Source organism: Streptomyces sp. NPDC031479 (assembly GCF_055581065.1).
Genome location: NZ_JBVIKC010000008.1, coordinates 41370 through 63652 on the forward strand (window position 1 = coordinate 41370; position 22283 = coordinate 63652).

At 71.6% G+C, this 22283-nt stretch carries 19 protein-coding genes and 2 tRNA genes; 18 read left to right on the forward strand and 3 right to left on the reverse strand.

What is annotated here, in order from left to right:
* Window positions 1-1014, forward strand: a complete 1014-nt coding sequence (galE, locus tag ACZ5D2_RS11615) for a UDP-glucose 4-epimerase GalE (RefSeq protein WP_371678565.1) — start codon at window positions 1-3, stop codon at window positions 1012-1014.
* Window positions 1015-1096: 82 nt separating this feature from the next.
* On the opposite strand, the gene ACZ5D2_RS11620 is transcribed toward galE, so the two are convergent.
* Window positions 1097-2269 carry a glycosyltransferase gene (locus ACZ5D2_RS11620; protein ID WP_371678566.1) on the reverse strand — a complete coding sequence of 391 codons (1173 nt, stop codon included), beginning with the start codon at window positions 2267-2269 and terminating at the stop codon, window positions 1097-1099.
* Window positions 2266-5145 carry a bifunctional glycosyltransferase/CDP-glycerol:glycerophosphate glycerophosphotransferase gene (locus tag ACZ5D2_RS11625; protein ID WP_371678567.1) on the reverse strand — a complete coding sequence of 960 codons (2880 nt, stop codon included), beginning with the start codon at window positions 5143-5145 and terminating at the stop codon, window positions 2266-2268. The genes ACZ5D2_RS11620 and ACZ5D2_RS11625 overlap by 4 nt, the downstream gene beginning before the upstream one ends.
* A 157-nt stretch (window positions 5146-5302) precedes the next feature.
* Between ACZ5D2_RS11625 and ACZ5D2_RS11630 the strand changes: the two genes are divergently transcribed.
* The 7 genes from ACZ5D2_RS11630 to ACZ5D2_RS11660 all read left to right on the forward strand — a co-directional run bounded on the left by ACZ5D2_RS11630 (window position 5303) and on the right by ACZ5D2_RS11660 (window position 12409).
* A complete protein-coding gene (locus ACZ5D2_RS11630) occupies window positions 5303-6286 on the forward strand; it encodes a glycosyltransferase family 2 protein (protein WP_371678568.1) in 984 nt (327 codons plus the stop codon).
* Window positions 6283-6771 carry a GtrA family protein gene (locus ACZ5D2_RS11635; RefSeq protein WP_468928784.1) on the forward strand — a complete coding sequence of 163 codons (489 nt, stop codon included), beginning with the start codon at window positions 6283-6285 and terminating at the stop codon, window positions 6769-6771. Before ACZ5D2_RS11630 ends, ACZ5D2_RS11635 begins: the two co-directional genes overlap by 4 nt.
* A 77-nt stretch (window positions 6772-6848) precedes the next feature.
* The gene (gene proB, locus ACZ5D2_RS11640; protein WP_266838978.1) at window positions 6849-7976 is read left to right on the forward strand and encodes a glutamate 5-kinase; all 1128 of its coding nucleotides are present in this window, start codon (window positions 6849-6851) and stop codon (window positions 7974-7976) included.
* A gap of 42 nt (window positions 7977-8018) precedes the next feature.
* Window positions 8019-8495: a hypothetical protein gene (locus tag ACZ5D2_RS11645; RefSeq protein WP_371681271.1), complete on the forward strand. Its 477-nt coding sequence runs from the start codon at window positions 8019-8021 to the stop codon at window positions 8493-8495.
* Between the two features lie 643 nt (window positions 8496-9138).
* On the forward strand, window positions 9139-10422 hold the full coding sequence (locus ACZ5D2_RS11650) for a glutamate-5-semialdehyde dehydrogenase (protein ID WP_371678570.1): 1284 nt from the start codon (window positions 9139-9141) through the stop codon (window positions 10420-10422).
* A 77-nt stretch (window positions 10423-10499) separates the two neighbouring features.
* Complete coding sequence (locus ACZ5D2_RS11655) at window positions 10500-11039, forward strand: SCO2584 family spore wall biosynthesis protein (protein WP_371678571.1); 540 nt, start codon at window positions 10500-10502, stop codon at window positions 11037-11039.
* Between the two features lie 68 nt (window positions 11040-11107).
* A complete protein-coding gene (locus ACZ5D2_RS11660; RefSeq protein ID WP_371678572.1) occupies window positions 11108-12409 on the forward strand; it encodes an SCO2583 family membrane protein in 1302 nt (433 codons plus the stop codon).
* On the opposite strand, the gene ACZ5D2_RS11665 is transcribed toward ACZ5D2_RS11660, so the two are convergent.
* A complete protein-coding gene (locus ACZ5D2_RS11665) occupies window positions 12393-13496 on the reverse strand; it encodes a M48 family metallopeptidase (protein WP_371678573.1) in 1104 nt (367 codons plus the stop codon). The genes ACZ5D2_RS11660 and ACZ5D2_RS11665 overlap by 17 nt on opposite strands.
* 139 nt (window positions 13497-13635) lie before the next feature.
* Between ACZ5D2_RS11665 and ACZ5D2_RS11670 the strand changes: the two genes are divergently transcribed.
* The 10 genes from ACZ5D2_RS11670 (at window position 13636) to ACZ5D2_RS11715 (ending at window position 22222) form a co-directional block, all read left to right on the forward strand.
* On the forward strand, window positions 13636-13803 hold the full coding sequence (locus ACZ5D2_RS11670; RefSeq protein ID WP_037687136.1) for a hypothetical protein: 168 nt from the start codon (window positions 13636-13638) through the stop codon (window positions 13801-13803).
* A 63-nt stretch (window positions 13804-13866) separates the two neighbouring features.
* A complete protein-coding gene (gene nadD, locus ACZ5D2_RS11675; RefSeq protein ID WP_371678574.1) occupies window positions 13867-14484 on the forward strand; it encodes a nicotinate-nucleotide adenylyltransferase in 618 nt (205 codons plus the stop codon).
* A gap of 24 nt (window positions 14485-14508) precedes the next feature.
* A complete protein-coding gene (locus ACZ5D2_RS11680) occupies window positions 14509-16215 on the forward strand; it encodes an LCP family protein (protein ID WP_371678575.1) in 1707 nt (568 codons plus the stop codon).
* 141 nt (window positions 16216-16356) lie between these two features.
* Window positions 16357-16803 (forward strand): ribosome silencing factor, encoded by a 447-nt coding sequence (gene rsfS, locus ACZ5D2_RS11685; protein WP_030008628.1) that lies wholly within the window; start codon window positions 16357-16359, stop codon window positions 16801-16803.
* Complete coding sequence (locus ACZ5D2_RS11690) at window positions 16800-17456, forward strand: histidine phosphatase family protein (RefSeq protein WP_371681272.1); 657 nt, start codon at window positions 16800-16802, stop codon at window positions 17454-17456. Before rsfS ends, ACZ5D2_RS11690 begins: the two co-directional genes overlap by 4 nt.
* A gap of 113 nt (window positions 17457-17569) precedes the next feature.
* Window positions 17570-17642, forward strand: a tRNA-Ala gene (locus ACZ5D2_RS11695).
* A 144-nt stretch (window positions 17643-17786) separates the two neighbouring features.
* Window positions 17787-18020, forward strand: coding sequence for a hypothetical protein (locus tag ACZ5D2_RS11700; RefSeq protein ID WP_030229679.1), 234 nt, complete (start codon window positions 17787-17789; stop codon window positions 18018-18020).
* A gap of 146 nt (window positions 18021-18166) precedes the next feature.
* Window positions 18167-18239: transfer RNA gene (locus tag ACZ5D2_RS11705), tRNA-Ala, on the forward strand.
* 258 nt (window positions 18240-18497) lie between these two features.
* Window positions 18498-21371 carry a leucine--tRNA ligase gene (leuS, locus tag ACZ5D2_RS11710; protein ID WP_371678576.1) on the forward strand — a complete coding sequence of 958 codons (2874 nt, stop codon included), beginning with the start codon at window positions 18498-18500 and terminating at the stop codon, window positions 21369-21371.
* A gap of 131 nt (window positions 21372-21502) precedes the next feature.
* Window positions 21503-22222: a hypothetical protein gene (locus ACZ5D2_RS11715; protein ID WP_371678577.1), complete on the forward strand. Its 720-nt coding sequence runs from the start codon at window positions 21503-21505 to the stop codon at window positions 22220-22222.
* The last annotated feature ends 61 nt before the right edge of the window (window positions 22223-22283 follow it).

Sequence of the window (22283 nt, forward strand, 5' to 3'; positions counted from 1 at the left end):
ATGACTTTCCTCATCACCGGTGGAGCCGGCTACATCGGCTCACACGTCGTCCGGGCGATGCTGCGCGCGGGCGAGAAGGTCGTGGTCTTCGACGACCTCTCGACGGGCAACGAGCACCGCGTCCCGGAGGGCGTTCCGCTGGTGACCGCCTCGGTGCTGGACCGCCTCGCCCTCGACCGGGCCATCGCCGACCACCGGATCACCGGAGTGGTGCACCTCGCGGGCAAGAAGCAGGTCGGCGAGTCCGTCGAGAAGCCGCTGTACTACTACCACGAGAACGTCCACGGCCTCACGGTCCTGCTCCAGGCCGTCGCCGCCGCCGGGATCCGCAACTTCCTCTTCTCCTCCTCCGCCTCGGTCTACGGCATGCCCGACGTGGACCTGGTCACCGAGGAGACCCCCTGCGCCCCGCTCAGCCCGTACGGCGAGACCAAGCTGGCCGGGGAGTGGCTCGTCCGGGCCGCCGGCAAGGCGCACGGGATCTCCACCGCCTGCCTGCGCTACTTCAACGTGGCGGGAGCGGCCGCCCCGGAGCTCGCGGACACCGGCGTCTTCAACCTCGTCCCGATGGTCTTCGAACGCTACGAGGCCGGCGAGGGCGCGCGGATCTTCGGCGACGACTACCCGACCCCGGACGGCACCTGCATCCGCGACTACATCCACGTCGAGGACCTCGCGGACGCCCACGTGGTGGCGGCCCGCCGCCTCGCCGAGTGGGCCGCGGCCGGGGACCACAAGGACCTGACGGTCAACATCGGGCGCGGCGAGGGCGTCTCCGTCAAGGAGATGGTCGAGCTGCTGAACGCGGGCACCGGCCACACCTACGCCCCCACCGTCACCCCGCGCCGCCCCGGCGACCCCGCGAAGGTGGTGGCCTCGGCCGACCGGATCGCGGCCGAGCTGGGCTGGAAGGCGCGGCACGACGTCCGCGAGATGGTCACCTCGGCCTGGGTGGGCTGGCAGGCCAACCGCGCGGCCGCCGCCACCGCGCACAAGGACCTCCACACGGTCTGAGCCGGCCCGGTCACCCCCGTACGCGGCCGCCCGCCCCGGATCGGATCCGGGGCGGGCGGCTCTGCGCGGGATCAGCGGCGGCTCAGCGCTCCAGGAACGCGAACAGCTCTTCCCACCGGTCGGTGATCTCCTCGCTGGAGTAGCGCCGCACGTGCTGGAAGCCCGCGTCGCCGAGCCGGTCGCGCAGGGCGGCGTCCGCCATCAGCACGTCCAGGTGCGCCGCCAGTTCCATGGTGTTGCCGAGACGGGCCAGCAGCCCGTCCTCACCGTGCCGCACGATCTCCCGGACGCCCGGCGCGCAGTCGAACGCGGCCACGGGCAGACCCGCCGCCATGGCCTCCAGCAGGGTGATCGGGAACCCCTCCGCACGGGAGGCCTGGGCGAAGACGGAGGCCTCGCGCAGGGCGCCCAGCACGTCGGAGGTGCTGCCCATCCACTCCACCGACTCGTCGAGGCCCAGCTCGGTGCAGTGCCTGCGCAGACCGGCCTCCTCGCTGCCCGCCCCGTAGATCCGCAGGGTCCAGTCGGGGTGGCGCGGCACGGCGTCCGCCCACGCGTCGAGCAGCAGGTCCATGCCCTTCTCGAACGCGAGGCGGCCGACGCTCGCGACCACCTTCTCCGTCCGCGGGGCGGGGGCCGGCGGCATGAACGGCAGCGGGTTCGGCATGCTGTCGACGTTCTCCATGCCCGCCCGGATCCACAGGTCCGCGTCCTCGGGGGTGAGCACCAGGAGCCGGTCGGCCTCGGAGTAGAAGCGGCGCACCCGCTCGCCCCGGGTCGACTTGTTGCTCGCCTCGAACGACTCGTGGCTCATGCCGATGACCGAGAGCCCCTTGGTGTCGGCGAGGGACACCCACTCCATCGCCCAGACCTGTGTGACGATCACCACGGCGCCCGGCCGCGCCGCCCGGAACATCGCGCTCAGCGTGTCCGCCTTGGCCCGCATCTGCGCCCGCCGGGCCGCCTGGCGGCGCCGCTCGGGGGCGTTGAGGCGGCCCTTGACGCCGTGCAGCCGGCGGGCCTTGGGCGGGTGGGTCGCGTAGAGCGTGGTCATCTCGTACGGGAGGTCGTCCGGCAGCTTCTGCCGGATCTCCTCGGCGACCGGCGCGATGCCCACGACGTGCACGCGATGGCCGCGCCCGCTCAGCAGCCGGGCCATCTGGTGGGACCAGGTGGTCACGCCGCCGAGCTCGTCCACGCTGTTGGAGACGAGGAAGACGTCGCGGCCGCCCTCGGTGGCGGTCTGCTGGCTCACTTGCCGCTCCTGGTGAAGAACTTCTCGACGATCTGGCGGGCGGCGTCCCCGCGGTCGTACTCGCCGAACTCGCTGAGGAAGCGCTGCCGGGCCTCCGCGTACTTGGCGTCCGCCTCGTCGAAGGCACCGACGGCCTGCATCAGCTCGTCGGCCGTGGCCACCACGGGGCCCGGCGCCTTCTCCTTGAGGTCGAAGTAGGTGCCGCGGATGTCCGTCGCGTACTTCTCGTAGTCGTACGCGAAGAACAGCATCGGCCGGTCCAGCACCGCGTAGTCGAACATCACGGAGGAGTAGTCCGTGATCAGTCCGTCGGCGAGCGCCAGCAGCGGGGTGATGTCGTGGTACCGGGACACGTCCACGACGCGGCCCGCCACCGACGGCGGCAGCGAGACGCTGTTGAGGTAGTGGGTGCGCACCAGCAGGGTGAAGCGGTCACCGAGCCGGTCCGCGAACTCCTCCACGTCGAAGGGGAACTCGAAGCCCTCCACCGTGCCGTCCGCGTTCGCCCGGAACGTCGGGGCGTACAGCAGCACCTTTTTTTCTGCGTCGATGCCCAGCTCGGCCGCGAGCGGCCCGCGCACCCGCTCCCCGCTCTGCGCCTCCGCGCGGTGCGCCTCGACCAGGGCGTCGTTGCGCGGGTAGCCGGTGCGCAGCAGCACCTCGTCGCGCAGCCGGAAGCCCCTGGCCAGGGTGCGGACGTCGTGCTCGGAGCGGATCAGGAAGTGGTCGAAGCGGTTGACGGCCGCCTGGAAGCGGTCCTGGCCCGCCTTGCCCTGCGCCTTGGTGCGGGGCTCGTGGAACCCCATCCGCTTGAGCGCGGAGCCGTGCCAGGTCTGGATGTACGTGGTCCCGGGGCGCTTGGCCAGGGCCAGCGGGAAGCCCTGGTTGTCGACCCAGTACTCGGCCTGGGCCAGCGCCCGCAGGTACGCCCAGCTCCAGCGCCGCACCAGGGTGGCCTCCTGGGGGAAGCCGGTGGGCTTGCCGCCCGCGTAGGACCAGATCGCCTCGAAGGGCACGCCCTGGCGCACCATCTCCTCGTAGATCGCCTTCGGGCTGTCGCTGTACTGCTTGCCCATGTGGCTCTCGAAGACGACGGTGCCCTTCTTGACCGGCAGCTTCGAGAAGACCTCGTGGTAGAGCTTGACCTTCTGCTCGCCCGAACCGATGTTGCGGCGGGCCTTCAGGGCCCGGCGCAGGCTGCGCTTGACGACGCCGGCGGCCTTGCCGTGCATGGCGTTGTTGAGCAGTGTCTGGGTGCGGACCGCGGCGCGGCCCTCGGCGGTCAGGACGTAGGAGAGGTTGCCCTTCTTGGTCATCTCCGGCTCGAAGCGGTCGGAGACCAGGCGGGTCAGGCGCGGACGCACCCGCAGCCGGGCCGCGGACTCCAGGTCGACGCCGCCGACCGAGACGCGGGTGGTGATCCGGTCACCGCCGGCCGTCAGCTTCAGCCGGACGTCCCAGACGGCGTCGATGATGCCGAGGGGGCGGACCGTCGAGGCCACGTCGGCCGTGGTGCTCCACTCGATCGTGTCACCGGCGTGGCGCACGGTCGTGACCGGGAAAGTGAACGAGCGCACCCCGATCTGGCGCCGGGCCCGGAACTCCAGGGTGGCCTTCAGCGGGGTGTCGGCCTTGATCCGGCCCAGCGGGTTCACGATCCGGCCCGCGAGGGTGACGGTGCCGCGGCCGTCGTCCTCGTACGAGGTCAGCCGGTTGCCCAGGGCCAGCGAGGACAGCGGGGCGGTGTGGTAGCCCTGGTCGGTGACGTCCAGTATGCGGCGGCCCTCGTCGTCGGCCGGGTCGTCGATGTGCTGCGCGCACCAGTAGACGCGGCCGTCGCGCTCGGCGAGGGGGGAGCACAGCCGGCCCTTGTTGGTCATCGCGTCGGCGGCCGGGAGGAGGTTGTCCCAGTCCTCCTTGCCCAGCAGGTAGGCGCAGATGGCCTGGAGGTGCGTGACGTTCTCGTACGCGGCCGGGTCGATGCCGGCCAGGTAGCCGTTGGCGAGCCGGGCGAATTCCTGGCGGTAGGCGTCGCCCAGCAGGGGCAGGTCGCGCAGGTGGAGCACCAGGTCGTGCTTGAGGAACTTGGCGTCCTTCGCCGACTTGATGGCCGTGTGCCCCTTGGCGGCCAGCAGCTCGTCCACGCGGCGGTGGATCTCCATCCGGTGGATGAAGTTCGCGATCTCGTGGCGCCGGTTGCTGATCGACAGCGCGGAGGCCTTCTCGACCACGTTCCAGAAGTACACGTGGTTGGGGATCAGCGTGATGCGGCGGGCGGCGACGTACGCCTGCGCCGAGAACAGCAGGTCCTCGTAGTGGATGCCGACCGGGAACTCCAGGCCCTGCTCCAGCAGGAACTCGCGCCGGTAGCACTTGTTCGTGGAGAGGGTGTCGTAGACCAGCAGGTCCGGGTACTCGGTGATGGAGTCCAGCGTGCGGGTGCGCGCGTAGATCCACGGGTACCACTCGGTGGTCTTGTTCCAGCGGTTGTCGAGGTGCACGCGCACGCACATGCCCGACACCAGGTCGGCCCCGGTGCGCTCGGCGGCGGCCAGCATGTTCCGGCAGGCGTTGCGTTCCAGTACGTCGTCGCTGTCCAGGAACATGACGTACCGGCCGGTGGTCTGCCGGATCCCGTGGTTGCGGGGCGCGCCGCAGCCGCCGCTGTTCTCGGGCAGCCTGAAGGCGCGCACCCTGTCCGGATGCGCCGCCGCCAGCTCCTGGGCGATCTCGTACGACCGGTCCTTGCTGCAGTCGTCCACGATCACGACTTCGACCCCTCGCAGGGTCTGGTCCAAAACCGACTGGACGGCTGTCGGCAGACGCTCTGCGTCGTTGTAGACGATGACGACCACGGAGACGTCAGGCACGTGCACCTCGATCCCTTCGTTCCATTCCGCTTATCCACTCAAAGCTACCGTGTGCCGCACGCGACTCAGGCAGGCCGACGTCCGGCGTGCATACTTCTAAGGAGAGGTGAGTGGCGGGTCCGGTCGCCGACAATCACCCGTTCGGAGCCAGCAGGAAGTGTCCATGACCAAGCTGTCCGTAGTTGTCCCTTGCTACAACGAAGAAGCCGTGATCGACAGCTTCGACGCAGAGATCCGCAGGGTCCTGGACGCCCTGCCCGTGGAGTACGAGGTCTGCTACGTCGACGACGGCAGTCGTGACGGGACCCTCGGAAAGCTCCGCACGATCGCCGCGGCGTACGGGGACCAGACCCGGTACGTGTCCTTCAGCCGGAACTTCGGCAAGGAGGCGGGCATGCTCGCCGGGCTGAAGGAGGCCACCGGCGACGCCGTGGTCATCATGGACGCCGACCTCCAGCACCCGCCGGAGCTGATCGCCACCATGCTGGAGCACTACCGGCAGGGCCACGACCAGGTCATCGCCCGGCGCACCCGCGAGGGCGACAAGAAGGTCCGCTCGGCGCTCAGCCGCCTCTACTACCGCGGGGTCAACCGCTGGGTCGACGTGGAGCTCGCCGACGGGGTCGGCGACTTCCGGCTGCTCTCGCGCCCGGCCGTCGACGCCCTGCTGGCGCTCCCGGAGTACAACCGCTTCTCCAAGGGCCTCTTCTCCTGGATCGGCTTCGACACCGTCCACTTCGACTACCGCAACGCCCAGCGCGAGGCCGGCGAGACCAAGTGGAAGTTCGGCTCCCTGCTGAACTACGGCATGGACGGGCTGATCTCCTTCAACAACCGGCCCCTGCGCATCGGCATCTGGCTGGGCGTGTCGCTGGTCGGGCTGACGGTCCTGTACGCGCTGTGGATCACCGCGATGGCGATCACGAACGGCATCGACTCGCCGGGTTACGTCACCCTCGTCGCGATGATCGCCGGCATCGGCGGCGTTCAGATGATCATGCTGGGACTGATCGGCGAGTACATCGGCCGCATCTACTACGAGACCAAGCGCCGCCCGCACTTCCTGGTCAAGGAAGCCCACGGCGTGACCGCCGAACGGATGCCCGAGGCCTCCGAATCCGTGATCGTGGAGCGCAGCCGCCGATGACCGCCTCCCCTTCCCCTTCCGCCTCCCGTTCCGCGTCCCCTCCCGCGCGCGGCCGCCGCGAACAGTTCGGGCAGATCTTCCGCTTCGCCCTCGTCGGCGGGGTCAACACCGGAACCTTCTTCGCCCTCTACCTGCTGCTGCACCCGTGGATGCCGTACTTCGCCGCGTACACGCTGGCCTTCGTGCTGTCGATGATCGGGTCGTTCTTCATGAACACCTACTTCACCTACCGCACCCGGCCCACCTGGAAGAAGTTCCTGCTCTTTCCGCTGACCAACGTCACGAACTACGTGATCCAGTCGGTCGGTCTGTACGCCCTGGTCACCTGGGCCGGGATGGACACCCGCATCGCGCCGCTGGTCGCGGCCGTCGTGGCCATCCCGTTCACCTTCCTGCTCTCGCGCAAGATCCTCATCCCGGGGACGGGCGCGGGGGCCGCGGAGCAGACCGGAGCCGAGCCGGAGCGGTCCTCGTCCACGGTCTGAAACCGGCGGGCGCCCCGGCGGCGCCACCCCGTAGATTGGGCCGGTCGAACGGATCGGTCGGTTGTGAGGGGAAACACGTGTCAACGGCTAGGCAAGGTGTCGTGGACGCCCGCAGGATCGTGGTCAAGGTCGGCTCCTCCTCCCTGACCACCGCGGCGGGCGGACTCGACGCCGACCGGGTGGACGCGCTGGTCGACGTACTGGCCAAGGCCCGCAGCGGCGGCGAGAAGGAGATCGTCCTGGTCTCCTCCGGCGCCATCGCCGCCGGACTCTCCCCGCTCGGCCTGGCCCGCCGTCCCAAGGACCTGGCCCGCCAGCAGGCAGCCGCCAGCGTCGGCCAGGGCCTCCTCGTCGCCCGGTACACCGCCTCCTTCGCCCGCTACGGCATCCGCGTCGGCCAGGTCCTGCTCACCACCGACGACACCAGCCGGCGCGCGCACTACCGCAACGCCTACCGGACCCTGGACCAGCTCCTCGCCATGGGCGCCCTGCCCGTCGTCAACGAGAACGACACCGTCGCCACGGACGAGATCCGCTTCGGCGACAACGACCGGCTGGCGGCCCTGGTGGCCCACCTCGTCCGCGCCGACCTCCTCGTCCTGCTCTCCGACGTCGACGGCCTCTACGACGGGGACCCGTCCCTGCCCGGGACCACCCGCATCGACGAGGTGCGCGGCCCCGAGGACATCGCCCACGTCTCCATCGGCAGCGCGGGCAAGGCCGGAGTCGGCACCGGCGGCATGGTCACCAAGGTCGAAGCCGCCCGGATCGCGGCCGCCGCCGGGATCCCCGTCGTCCTCACCTCCGCCAGCCAGGCCGCCGACGCCCTGACCGGACGCCCGACCGGCACCCACTTCCACGCCACAGGCCGCCGCTCCGCCGACCGGCTGCTGTGGCTCCAGCACGCGTCGACCCCGCAGGGGCACCTCGTCCTGGACGACGGCGCCGTGCGCGCCGTCACCGAACGCGGCAGCTCGCTGCTGGCCGCCGGGATCGCCGCCGTCGAGGGCGACTTCGTCGCCGGAGACCCCGTCGAGCTGCGCTCCGCCGACGGCCGCGCCGTCGCCCGGGGGCTCGTCAACTTCGACGCGAAGGAACTTCCGCAGCTGCTCGGCCGGTCCACCCGGGACCTGGCGCGCGAGCTCGGACCGGCGTACGAACGGGAGGTCGTCCACCGCGACGATCTGGTCCTGCTCCAGGGCTGAGGTTCGGCAAAACCGCCGCGCGGGGGGCCGGGGACTGGTCAACTGTGGGGGGCGGACACGCGTAGCGCAGACAGGAGGCGGCTGGTGAGACGAGCGCTGACCAGCGTCGGCACGGGGGACCGGCACGAGGGCGGGGACGGGGACGCGCACGCGGACGGTGGCGGGGCCGAGCGGGACGCCTCCCGCCTGTGGCACATCACCCTGAGCGTCTCCGGCAAGCCGGCGCCGCTGTCCGAGGTCCGGCGCGGGCTGGAGCAGCTCGCGCACGACCACCCCTTCCTGCTGACCAGCCGGTACGCCGACGACCACGCGGAGATCCGGTACTGGGAGGAGGCCCGCGACCTCCACGACGCGGCCGCCGTCGCGCTGAGGCTCTGGGGCGAGCACCGCTCCACGGCGCAGTTGCCGCCGTGGGAGATCGTCGGCCTGGAGGTCATCGACCGCCCCACCTACCACCAGCGCGTTGCGGAGGGCTACGGCCCCCCGCCGGCCCACCCGGTGGGCGTGCACCCGTACTAGCGGGGCCGCGCATGCTGGACGCCGACGGGCTCCGGGGGCGGTGCGGGGGAGTGCCCGTGCCCTGGCCGGGCGGGGTGCGGGGCCGTGCCTCTGCCCTGGCCGGGCGGGTGCGGTGCCCGTGCCTCTGCCCTGGTCGGGCGGGGAGGGGCCCGTGCCTCTGCCTTGGCTGGCGGGCCGGGCGGTGCCCGTGCCTCTGCCCTGGTCGGGCGGGGAAGAGGCGATGCCGGGTGCGGGTGGGTGGCGGGCCGCTGCGCGGGGCTGGTCCCCTACCCGCCCTTCCACCGTTCCCCGGGCTCCGCCCGGACCCTTCGGGGGCTCCGCCCCCGGACCCCCGCGCCTCACACTCCCCCAGCCACCGCTGGGAGGTGCCCCCCGCCGGCGCTTGAGGCGCGGGCGCGGAGCGCCGTGCAGGGAGCCGCACCCGGCACGGGTTCGGGCCGCGTCCGGGTCCCCAGCCGCGCCGGCGCCTGAGGCGGGAACGGTGGAAGGGCGGGTAGGGAGCAAGCCCCGCGCAGCGGCACCGCACCCCCGGACGACGGCCGCACTCCGCCCCACCGGCGCGAGCCAGGGGCCCGCCCGGCGCGGCGTCTCGCGGGGTGGAACCGCGGCCGCGCGACGCCGGCCTGGGACTACCCTGGGCCGCATGACCTCGCTCGACGACGCCACCGCCACCTCGCCCGTCCTCGCCACCGCGCGAGCCGCCCGCACCGCCGCCGCGGCGATCGCCCCACTCCCGCGGTCCGCCAAGGACGCGGCCCTGCTGGCGATCGCGGACGCGCTGGAGGCCCGTACGGCCGAGATCGTCACCGCCAACGCCGTCGACACCGACAAGGCCCGCGCCGCCGGCACCAGTGAGACCGTCATCGACCGCCTCACCCTCACCCCCGAGCGCGTCGCCGCCATCGCCTCCGACGTCCGTGACGTCGCGGCCCTCCCCGACCCCGTCGGCGAGGTCGTCCGCGGCTCGACCCTCCCCAACGGCATCGACCTCCGCCAGATCCGCGTCCCCCTCGGCGTCGTCGGCATCATCTACGAGGCCCGCCCCAACGTCACCGTGGACGCCGCCGCCCTCTGCCTCAAGTCCGGCAACGCGGTGCTCCTGCGCGGCAGTTCCTCCGCCTACGCCTCCAACGTGGCCCTCGTCGCCATCCTCCGCGACGCGATCGAGAGCGCCGGCCTGCCCGCCGACGCGATCCAGCTCGTCCCCGGCGAGTCCCGTGACTCCGTCCGTGAGCTGATGCGCGCCCGCGGCCTCGTCGACGTGCTCATCCCGCGCGGCGGCGCCTCCCTCATCAAGACCGTCGTCGAGGAGTCCACCGTTCCGGTCATCGAGACCGGTACCGGAAACTGCCACGTCTACGTCGACGCCCAGGCCGACCTCGCCATGGCCGTGGACATCCTCGTCAACTCCAAGGCCCAGCGGCCCTCCGTCTGCAACTCCGCCGAGACCCTGCTCGTGCACCGCGACATCGCCGCGGCCTTCCTCCCGCTCGCGCTGGACGCCCTCGCGGACGCCGGGGTGACCGTGCACGGAGACGCCGAGGTGCTCTCGTACGCCGAGGAGTCCAAGGTCACCGCCCTCCCCGCGACCGACGAGGACTGGGCCGCCGAGTACCTGTCCTACGACATCGCCGCCGCCGTCGTGGACTCCCTCGACGACGCCGTCACCCACATCCGCCGCTGGACCTCCGGCCACACCGAGGCGATCGTCACCACCTCGCAGGCCGCCGCGCGCCGCTTCACCCAGCTGGTCGACTCCACCACGGTCGCCGTGAACGCCTCCACCCGCTTCACCGACGGTGGTCAGTTCGGTTTCGGCGCCGAGATCGGCATCTCCACCCAGAAGCTGCACGCCCGGGGCCCGATGGGGCTCCCGGAACTGACCTCCACCAAGTACATCGTCACCGGCGACGGTCACGTCCGGTAACCGGCCCGAGAACACGGTGTGGCCGGATTCCGGCTTACACCCTGCCCAAAGCAGCCCCCCAGGTCTACGCTGGTCCCGTGCCGGACGACGTGGGGGGCAAGCCGTTCCCGGACGACGGGGAGCCCGACGACGACCGCGGAGGCGCGGATCAGGACTTCGCCTCCGTGGTGTTCGACGAGGCCTTCGTCCGGAACGCCGAGATCCATGAACCGAGCGCGGCCGAGCGCCAGCGCGCCGCCGACCGGGCGCGCGCCGACGCCGAAGCCGCCCGCGTCGCCGGGGGCTGGGCCGGCGAGGACGACTACGGCCATCCCGACGGGTACGGGATCGACGACCCCGGATGGGAGCCCGGCCACTACGGCTACGGCTACGCGGAAGGCCCGTACGGGGTCTACGGCGGCAGCCTGCGCCCCTACCGCGGCCGGGCGCCCTGGCTGCGCCCCGTCGCCTGGGTGCTCGCCGTCGTGATGGGGCTCGGCATGGTCGCCCTGGCCTTCAGCGCGGTCTACCGCAGCGCCGCCGGCGAGGCGGACCCCGCCCCCGCTCCCGCCAGTACGCCGCTCGGGGAAGTCACCGGGGTCGGCGCGTTTACGTACCCCGTCGGCCGCCAACCCTGAAGGTACGACCCCACTCGCCCGTTCCGGAGCTGGGGGCTTCTCTGAAGCGGGGACAGCGGGGAGAAGCGATGGCCGTACCAGGAGATCCACCAGGCGGCACCCCCGAGGGCATCGGCGAGGGTGACGACGAACTGCGTCCGGACGAGTACCGGTCGGTGGTGTTCGACGAGGACTTCGTCCGCGCTGCCCGGCTCCAGGAGTTCTCCGCCCGGGAACGCATGGGCGGGCACGCCCGGGCCGTCCGCAGCCGGTCCATCTGGTCCGGAGCCGGCTCCGGGCACGGCAACGGCACCCCGGGGCGCGGCGCCCGACAGGGCATGCTGCTCGTGCTGCTCATCGCCACGGCCTTCGCGGTCGCCGTCTACATGGGCCTGCGCAACCCCTACGTCCCTCCGGCGGGCGGCAACACCGAGCCGCTGAGCAGCACCGTCGTCCCCCTGGCGCCGGCCGCGGCCGTACCGGGGGGCCGGCCCGCGGACCTCTACGCGAGCGGCCCCGCGGCCGAGTACCGGGTCGGGGCGGCCGGGATCACCTTGCCGGCCGCGCGCCGCACCCACCACTTCACCGAGAGCCAGGTCGTCGCCGCCCTGTCCATCGCCAAGGACTACCTGGTGCAGTCCTCCCTCGACCCGGACGTGCTCGCCGGGAACGCCTCCCGGCCCGTGCGGGTCCTGCTGGACCCCGGCCAGCTCGCGCAGTTCGACGAGAGCATGGCCTCGCCCTCCGGCGACGGCCGGCACGCCGCCACCGGCTGGCTGGTCCGCTTCGACCCGCACACGGCCGTCGTGGCCGACTCCCGCGTCCGGGTCAGCGGCACCCTCACCTACGAGGAGCTGAGCCCGGAGGTGCTGGAGGTCACCAGCGACCACACCTTCGTGTACGCCGTCCGCCCGGCCACCGGCCCGCCGACCGCCGCCGACGGGGCCTCGCTGTTCACCGTCCGCCGCGAGTTGCGGATGCGCTTCGACCGGGAGGACCTCACGACGGGCCGGACCGAGCTGGTGTCGGCGTACGTGATGGCCGGGCCGCAGGACTGCGCCACCGAGCCCGCGGAGGGCTTCCGCCCGCTGCCGGCCGGGGCCGGTCCCACCACCGTCGGCCCGCCCGCGAGCGATCCGTACGCCGGCGGTCACCCGAGGCGGACCGCCGGGCTCTGCGGCGTCCTGGCCCAGCCCCCGGCGAGCACGGACCCGGCGACCTCGGATCCCGGGGCCCAGGCCCCCGCGACCCAAGCCCCCGCGCCCCAGGATCAGGTGACCCAGGATCCGGAGGCCCGGGCCCCCGCGAGCCCGGCCGCGCTGCGCCCCGCACCCGCGACCCGGGACCCGGCGCCGCCGGGGGAGGCGGCCTCCGTCAGCCCTGGTTCGTAGCCCCGCCGGGGCCCTCGGCGTCCTTGCCCTCGGAGCGGCCGGATCCGGCGGACCCGCCGCCTCCCGCGGCCCCGGTGAACCGGTCGCGCAGCTTGCCGCCGAGGTCGCCCGCGCCGCCCGCTATGTCGCCGACCAGCTTCATCAGCGGATCCTTGCTGCTGCGCACGGAGTCCGCGTAGTGGGAGGCGGACTGGCGGAAGGAGTCGGTCACCGAGGTGTCCTTGTCCTCCTCGCGCCGCGGGTAGTGGCCGTCCATGATCCGCTGGTAGTCCCGGTTCTGGGACCACTTCTTCAGCTCGGCCGCCCGGACCGTGGTGAAGGGGTGCGTCCGCGGCAGCATGTTGAGGATCTTCAGGACGGAGTCGCGCAGGTCCCCGCCCGCCTCGTACTCCTCGGCCTGGGCGAGGAAGGCGTCCACGTTCATCTCGTGCAGGTGGTTCCCGCCGGCGAGCTTCATCAGGCCCCGCATCGAGGCGTTGAGGTCCTGTCCCACCAGCAGTCCGGCCCGGTCCGCGGAGAGCTCCGACTTGCGGAACCACTCCCGCAGCGCGGTCACTATCGCCGTGATCGCGACGGTCCCCAGCGGGATCCACGCCACCTTCAGGGCGAGGTTCGTCAGGAAGAGCAGGACCGTGCGGTACACGGCGTGCCCGGACAGCGCGTGGCCCACCTCGTGGCCGATCACCGCCCGCATCTCCTCCTCGTCGAGCAGCTCCACCAGCGCCGTCGTCACGACGATGATCGGCTCGTCCAGCCCGATGCACATGGCGTTGGGCCGCGGATCCTGCTGCACGTACATCAGCGGGACCCGCTCCAGGTCCAGGATGTAACAGGCGTCGCGCAGCATCTCGTGCAGGTGGGGGAACTGCGTCTCGCCCACGCGCACCGAGTCCGACAGGAACAGCAGTCGCAGGCTGCGCTCCGGGAGCAGCCCGCTCAGCGCCTTGAACACCGTGTCGAAACCGCTCAGCTTGCGCAGCGCCACCAGGGCCGAGCGGTCCGCGGGGTGCTCGTACGCCCGCGAGGAAATGCCCGGGAACCTCCTGCGGTTGCGTGCCGGTCCCTTGTCGAATCCGATGTCCGTCATAGCGCCCTCCCCCTCGATCGGCTCTGCTGCCTCACGTCCATACTCTCCAACGCCTGAGTCGGCGTGAGCGTGCCCCGCGCCCCCGCATACGATGTGAGCGAAGTCTCCGCCCGCTCCCGACTCGATAGGTACATGCCTGATGAGCCTCTCCACCACCGCCCACAACCTGGTCGTTCTCGCTGCGGAGGGCGGCGAGCAGCACGGCGGCAACCACGACAGCCTGAGCCCCTACCTGACCGGCGGCGGCGCCTTCTGCATCCTGCTGCTGATGCTGTGGGTGACCACCCGCCTCAACCGCGACCGCTAGACCCGGCTCGGGTTCCGGTCCGGCCGCCGTGGACGTGCCACCGGGCCAGTAGGCTCTGCGCTCATGGGAGAGCAGGAAGTGCCTACGGGCCCGGTCAAGCGCCGGCTCGGCGTCATGGGCGGGACGTTCGACCCGATCCACCACGGACACCTGGTGGCCGCCAGTGAAGTGGCCGCCCTTTTCCACCTCGACGAGGTGGTCTTCGTGCCGACGGGCGAGCCGTGGCAGAAGTCGCAGCGGGCCGTGTCCCCCGCGGAGGACCGCTACCTGATGACGGTCATCGCGACGGCCTCGAACCCGCAGTTCTCGGTGAGCCGCATCGACATCGACCGCGGCGGTCCGACGTACACGATCGACACCCTGCGGGACCTGAGCGCGCTCAACGCCGACGCCGACCTCTTCTTCATCACCGGCGCCGACGCCCTCGCGCAGATCCTGACCTGGCGCAACGCCGACGAGCTGTTCTCCCTCGCCCACTTCATCGGAGTGACCCGGCCCGGCCACGTGCTCACCGACGACGGCCTGCCCGAGGGCGGGGTCTCGCTGGTCGAGGTACCCGCGCTGGCGATCTCCTCCACCGGCTGCCGTGCGCGCGTCGCGCAGGGCGATCCCGTCTGGTACCTGGTGCCGGACGGTGTGGTGCGCTACATCGACAAGCGTGAGCTGTACCGGGGAGCCTGAGCTTCCGGAGAGAGGGGCCCCGCGGTGAACGACCCACAGGAGCCGTACGACCCGTACGCCGGCCGGCAGCAGCTCATCGGCTACGACCCTTACGGCAGACCGGTGTACGGCCAGGTGCCCGCGCAGTCCGTCCAGCCCGCCCCGCCGCGGTACGAGCAGCAGTACGAGCAGGCGTACGGGCAGACGTACGACCCCTCGTACGGGCAGTCGTACGACCAGGGGGCGCCGGGGCAGCAGCAGTATCACGTGCCGCAGCAGGAGTACCCCCAGTCTCCCCAGCCCCAGGCAGCCCCGCCCCAGGACCCTTCCTACGGGTACGACACCCGGCAGGACCGGCAGTGGATCCCGCAGCAGCACGCCGAGCCGGCCGCCGAGCAGGCCCCGCAGGCCCCCCAGGCCCAAGGGGGGCCGGAGCCGCGGTCCGTGCCCGCGCCGCGCCGGGAGGCCGCCGCGGACCCGGAGGCGGCCGCCGGCTACCACACCGAGCAGTTCGCCTTCATCGAACAGCAGGACGACGACTCCGAGGACGTCATCGACTGGCTCGCCTTCACGGAGAGCCGCACCGAGCGCCGCGAGGAGGCCCGCCGCCGCGGCCGCAACCGGGTGGTCGCGCTGATCGTCGTCCTGGCCCTGTTCGTCGTCTGCGGCCTCGGCTACCTCTGGTACGCGGGCAAGCTGCCCTTCCTCGACGGCCCCGGGCAGAAGAAGGCCGCCGCGGCCGCCACCGGGGCGCAGAAGCGCGACATGATCGTCGTCCACCTCCGCAACACCAAGCGCGGCGGCAGCTCGACCGTCCTCCTCGTGGACAACGTCACCGCGAAGCAGGGCGCCACCGTCCTGCTCCCCAACACCCTCGGCGTCGCCAAGGAGGACGGCACCGGAACCTCCCTCGGCAAATCGGTCGAGGACGGCAGCCTCGGCACCCGCGAAGCCCTCGACACCGTGCTCGGCACCCACATCGGCGGCACCTGGCGACTGGACACCCCCTTCCTGGAACGCCTCGTCGACCTGGTCGGCGGCATCGAGGTGGACACGGACACGGCGGTCCCGGCCGACGACCAGGCCAAGGCCCCCGCCGTGGGCCAGGGCCCCAAGCAGTCCCTGACCGGCGCGATGGCCGTCGCGTACGCCACCCACCGGGCCCAGGGCGAGCCGGAGGCCAAGCAGCTGGAGCGCACCGGCAAGGTGCTGTACGCCGTGCTGCGCAAGATCCCCGGTGACCCGAAGGCGGCGGCCACGACCGTCGAGAGCATGGGCCAGATCCTGGACCCGGGCCTGGACGCGCAGAGCCTCGGCGCCCTGCTGTCGCGCATCGGCGAGCACGCCAAGGTGGGCGCCTACCGCACCGAGGTGCTCTCCGTGAAGCCGGACGGCGGCCTCACCGACGACGCCAACAAGCGGGTCGTCAAGGAGCTCCTCGGCGGCTCCTTCACGGCCGCCCAGCCCGGCGCCGCCCCTCGGGTGGGCCTCAAGGACGCCACCGGTGACGAGAAGGCGCAGGTCGCGGCGAAGGCTGCCCTGCTCAACGGCGGCTACGCCTTCGTGGACGGCGGCAAGGCCGACCGGACGGCGCCCGCCTCGCAGATCACCTACCAGGACGACGCGCAGCGGGACCGGGCCGTCGGCGTCGCCAAGACGCTGGGGCTGCCGGAGGCGGCGGTGAAGAAGGCCGAGAACGCGGTGAACGCGGACATCGTGGTGACGCTGGGCAAGGACTACAAGCCGTCCTGAGCCCGCCCGACACGGCCGTGGGAATGCCCCGGCCCCGGCTCTGACCTGGTGCTCCGCCCGCGCGGAACGTAACGCGCGGGCGGTGTCGGCGGTACATGAGACCCTTGTAAGGATCTGCCCGCCAACCCGAAAGCATGGCCAGTGACCGCCACGGACCGCTCCATCGAGCTCATCACCGCCGCCGCCCAGGCCGCGGCCGACCGGCTCGCGCACGACATCATCGCGTACGACGTCAGCGACGTGCTGTCGATCACCGATGCCTTCCTGCTCGCCTCCGCGCCCAACGACCGCCAGGTCAAGTCGATCGTGGACGAGATCGAGGAGCGGCTGCTCAAGGAGCTCGGTGCCAAGCCGGTGCGCCGCGAAGGCGACCGCGACGCCCGCTGGATCCTGCTCGACTACGTCGACATCGTCGTGCACGTCCAGCACAGCGAGGAGCGCGTCTTCTACGCGCTGGAGCGCCTGTGGAAGGACTGCCCCGAGATCGAGCTCCCCGAGGACGCCAAGCTCACCATCGGCAAGGCCGAGGAGCACGCCAAGCTGCGCGAGGCGGCGGGCGACGACGAACTGGACGGTGATCTGTTCTGAGCACGGCCGACGCGGGCAAGTCCGGCAGGAAGATCGTCCTCTGGCGGCACGGCCAGACCTCGTGGAACCTGGAGCGCCGCTTCCAGGGCTCCACGGACATCCGGCTGACCGAGACCGGTGTGGCGCAGGCGCGCCGTGCCGCCCGGCTGCTCGCCTCCCTCCGGCCCGACGCCATCGTGGCCTCCGACCTGAGCCGGGCCTCCGCCACGGCGGCCGAGCTGGCCGCCGTCACGGGCCTGCCGGTGGAGCACGACGAGGCGCTGCGCGAGACGTACGCCGGTGACTGGCAGGGGCTCACCCACGAGGAGATCCTCGACAAGTACGGCGAGCAGTACGCCGCGTGGAAGCGTGGCGAGCCCGTCCGCCGCGGCGGCGGCGAGCTGGAGACCGAGGTGGCCGACCGTGCCGCCCCGGTGGTCCTGCGCCACGCCGGCCAACTGCCGGAGGGCGGCACGCTCGTCGTCGTCAGCCACGGCGGCACCATCCGTACGACGATCGGCCGCCTGCTGGGCCTGGAGGCGCACTACTGGGAAGGCCTCGGCGGCCTCTCCAACTGCTGCTGGTCCGTCCTCGGCGAGGGCGCGCGCGGCTGGCGCCTGATGGAGCACAACGCCGGCACGCTGCCGGAGCCGGTCCTCGGCGACGACGACTGAGGGCCGCCGCAGGGCGCCTCGGACCCGGATTTCACTTTCCGGCTGGTCACAGGCTAGAGTTCTTCTTGTTCGCAGCGAAGAACACCGGAAACGGGGGAAGCGCGGCGGAGAGCGGGGCTATAGCTCAGTTGGTAGAGCGCCTGCATGGCATGCAGGAGGTCAGGAGTTCAATTCTCCTTAGCTCCACAGTGAAGGATCCCGTCCCCAACAGGGGGCGGGATCCTTGCGTTTGTTCCCTTTGCGCTTGCTGACCCGGCCGGTACGGGCATGGCAGAATCGGACGGCCGGAGGGGGACACGACGGCCCGACGCGGGAGGGAGTCGCTGACGGATGGGTGCACACCGGCGGCGGTGCGACTGGTGCGACAACGGCACGCCGATCGTGCGGGACATGGACCCGGTCAATCCCGACTACCAGTACTGGTGCGAGGAATGCGCGCGGGCGCTGATCATAAAAGGCGACCCGATCGAGACGTACCGGGAGCTGGAGGGCGAGCCGATCTACGGCCGGCTGCTCGACGAGCACTGCACGCTGAAGCGGTTCTACCAGTTCGCACGCGCGTGACGCGGTAAGTCTGGATGATGTGGGTCATATCGGACATGGCTCGGGTTCCGCGGAAACCGATTTTTGGACCAGGGCCATGACCGTGTAATGTTTGGGACGTCGCCAAGGGGAACCGGAAACGGGAAGCCGGGCGGCAGGCAAGACGAGGGGCTATAGCTCAGTTGGTAGAGCGCCTGCATGGCATGCAGGAGGTCAGGAGTTCAATTCTCCTTAGCTCCACAGTGAAGAAGCGGGCCGCCCGGATCGGGTGGCCCGCTTCTCGTTGTGCCCGTTGTGCGGAACGGCAGAGCGTCCGCGGGAGGCCCTGCGGTACCCTGGCGCCATGCGTGCCGTACGCCTTCTGCTTACCGAGCCGCGCTGATCAGTACCGACCCCTTCGAGCGAGTCGGCATCGGCGCGGCGTCCCCTCCTGTGCGAGGGGTTTTTTCGTTTGGGCGGGCAGAGACGGCAGAGACGATCGATGGAGCTTCAGGAATCATGAGCGAGACGAACACCCCGGCCCCCGAGGCGGCCGAGGCGCACCGTTACACGGCTGCCATGGCCGCCGACATCGAGGCACGCTGGCAGGACGTATGGGACGCGGAAGGCACCTACGAGGCGCCGAACCCGACCGGCGACCTGGCCGGTGACCCGGCGGTCGTCGCACGCCCCAAGAAGTTCATCATGGACATGTTCCCGTACCCCTCCGGGGCGGGCCTGCACGTCGGCCACCCGCTCGGGTACATCGCCACCGACGTCTTCGCGCGCCACCAGCGGATGTCCGGCCACAACGTCCTGCACACCCTGGGCTTCGACGCCTTCGGCCTGCCGGCCGAGCAGTACGCCGTGCAGACCGGCACGCACCCGCGGGTCTCGACCGAGGCGAACATCGAGAACATGAAGGTCCAGCTGCGCAGGCTGGGCCTGGGCCACGACAAGCGCCGGTCGTTCGCGACGATCGACCCCGAGTACTACAAGTGGACCCAGTGGATCTTCCTGCAGATCTACAACTCCTGGTACGACGCGGACGCGAAGAAGGCCCGGCCTATCGCCGAGCTGGTCGCCGCCTTCGAGGACGGCTCCCGTGAGCTGCCCGGCGGCGCTTCCTGGGCCGCGCTGAGCGCCGGCGAGCGCGCCGACGTCCTGAACGGCTTCCGGCTGGCCTACGCCTCCGACGCGCCCGTCAACTGGTGCCCCGGGCTGGGCACCGTACTGGCCAACGAGGAGGTCACCGCCGACGGCCGGTCCGAGCGCGGCAACTTCCCGGTCTTCAAGGCCAAGCTGAGCCAGTGGAACATGCGGATCACGGCGTACGCCGACCGCCTGCTGGACGACCTGGACGCGCTGGACTGGCCCGAGGCCATCAAGCTGCAGCAGCGCAACTGGATCGGCCGGAGCGAGGGCGCGCGCGTCGACTTCCCCGTCGGTGACGCCGGCGCGATCACCGTGTTCACGACCCGCCCCGACACGCTGTTCGGCGCGACGTACATGGTGCTGGCGCCCGAGCACGACCTGGTCGGGAAGATCGTCCCGGCCGAGTGGCCCGAGGGCACGCACCAGCTGTGGACCGGCGGGAACGCGACCCCGCGCGAGGCGGTGGACGCGTACCGCAAGCAGGCCGCCGCGAAGTCGGACGTCGAGCGCCAGGCCGAGGCCAAGGACAAGACCGGCGTCTTCACCGGCGCGTACGCGACGAACCCGGTCAGCGGCGACCTGGTCCCCGTGTTCATCGCGGACTACGTGCTGATGGGCTACGGCACCGGCGCGATCATGGCCGTCCCGGCGCACGACAGCCGCGACTTCGAGTTCGCGCGCGCCTTCGAGCTGCCGATGCGCTGCGTCGTGCAGCCCACGGACGACCGTGACGCCGACCCGCTGGAGTGGGAGGACGCGTTCTCCTCGTACGACGGCACCATCGTCAACTCGACGGGCGAGGGCGTCTCGCTGGACGGCCTGGGCGTCGTCGAGGCCAAGGCCGCGATCACCGACTGGCTCTCCGGGCGCGGTATCGGCGAGGGCACCGTCAACTTCCGGCTGCGCGACTGGCTGTTCAGCCGCCAGCGCTACTGGGGCGAGCCCTTCCCGATCGTCTACGACGAGGACGGCGTCGCCTACCCGCTGCCCGAGTCGATGCTGCCGCTGGAACTGCCGGAGGTCGAGGACTACTCGCCGCGCACCTTCGAGCCGGACGACGCGACCTCCAAGCCGGAGACCCCGCTGTCCCGCAACGAGGCGTGGGTCAACGTCGAGCTGGACCTGGGCGACGGCCGCGGGGTGCGCGCGTTCCGGCGCGAGACCAACACCATGCCGAACTGGGCCGGCTCCTGCTGGTACGAGCTGCGCTACCTGGACCCGAACAACGGCTCGGCCCTGGTCGACCCGGCGATCGAGCAGTACTGGATGGGACCGAACGAGGGCGCTCCGCACGGTGGCGTCGACCTGTACGTCGGCGGTGCCGAGCACGCGGTCCTGCACCTGCTGTACGCGCGGTTCTGGTCCAAGGTCCTGTTCGACCTGGGACACGTCTCCTCGGCCGAGCCGTTCCACAAGCTGTTCAACCAGGGCATGATCCAGGCCTACGCGTACACGGACGCGCGCGGCGTGTACGTGCCGGCGGCCGAGGTCGAGGAGCGCGACGGCGGCTACTTCCACCAGGGCGAGCCCGTCAAGCGCGAGCACGGCAAGATGGGCAAGTCCCTGAAGAACGCCGTCACGCCCGACGAGATCTGCGAGGAGTACGGCGCGGACACCCTGCGCCTGTACGAGATGGCGATGGGCCCGCTGGACGTCTCGCGCCCGTGGGACACGCGTGCCGTGGTCGGCCAGTACCGGCTGCTGCAGCGCCTGTGGCGCAACGTCGTCGACGAGGAGAGCGGCGCGGTCACCGTCGTGGACGGTGAGCCGGGCGAGGACACCCTGCGCGCCCTGCACAAGGCGATCGACGGGGTCGGCGGCGACATGGCGGGCCTGCGGTTCAACACCGCCATCGCCAAGATCACCGAGCTGAACAACACCCTGACGAAGGCGGGCCGGCCGCTGGAGCGCTCGGTCGCCGAGCGGCTGGTGCTGCTGGTCGCCCCGCTGGCGCCGCACATCGCGGAGGAGCTGTGGCGCCGGCTGGGCCACACCGACTCGGTGGTCCACCAGGACTTCCCGGTCGCGGACCCGGCGTACGTCGTGGACGAGACCGTCACCTGCGTGGTGCAGGTCAAGGGCAAGGTCAAGGCGCGCCTGGAGGTGCCGCCGGCCATCTCGGACGCGGACCTGGAGCAGCTGGCGGTCACGGACGCGGCCGTCGTGGCGGCCCTGGGCGGCGCCGAGATCCGCAAGGTGATCGTGCGCGCGCCGAAGCTGGTGAACATCGTCATCTGAGCCATCTGAGCCGAGTGGACCCCCGGCATGGGGGAGATCCCGTACGGGCAGGTTGGGGGTTCGTTTGGAACCCCCGACCTGCCCGTGGCGTTTACGGTGGAAGGGGACGGACGGCGGAGGAAGGAAACCTCATGGAGGCGGGCGCTTTGATCATCTTTGCCCTGTTGGTGCTGTTCGCCTTTCTGGGGCTGGGCGTGTGGGTCACCGTGAAGGTGGTCGGCGCGGCGAAGCGCGGCGTGGACCGGACGATCACCCAGGCCCGCCGCCACGTCGAGGACACGACCCTGAAGGCGAAGAGCCTCGGTCAGGTCGGGGTCGCGGGGGCCCTGGCGCAGTTGCGGCTGGATCTGCGGACCTCGATGCGGGCCACGCAGCAGGCGCTGTACCAGGGGGTGCAGACGGACAGCTCGCTTAAGGAGTCGATCGGGCTCTTCGAGCGGCTGAGCGCGCACGGCCACGAGCTCGACGAGGAGCTGAAGCGGCTGGAGCAGGAGCCGGACCGGCGCCGGATCGCCGACGGCCTTCCTGAGCTGCGGGAACGCACCGCGAAGATCAAAGAGGCCTCGGACTCGCTGCGGTGGGCCGCGCGGGACCGGGCCCGCAGGTTCGCGCAGGACGACCTCACGGCCCTGTCGGAGCAGATCGAGGTCGAGTCGGGGGCGCTGCGGGACTGGTCCCGGGAGTCGGTGGACGACCTCGCGGCCGCGGCGGAGACCGCGGCGAAAGCCGGCGGGGCTGCTGCCGGTGGCGGGGCTCCGGCCGCCGGGCCGCGCCCGGCGGCGCTGAACCCCTCCACACCGGTGACGCACTACCCCTGGCAGAAGACGCCCAGGCCGGAGGCCACCACCTGAAGGGAGGGGCGGGCGAGGGCCGGGCTGCCGGATGCACCGCAGTGGCGGTAACCTCCGGCTC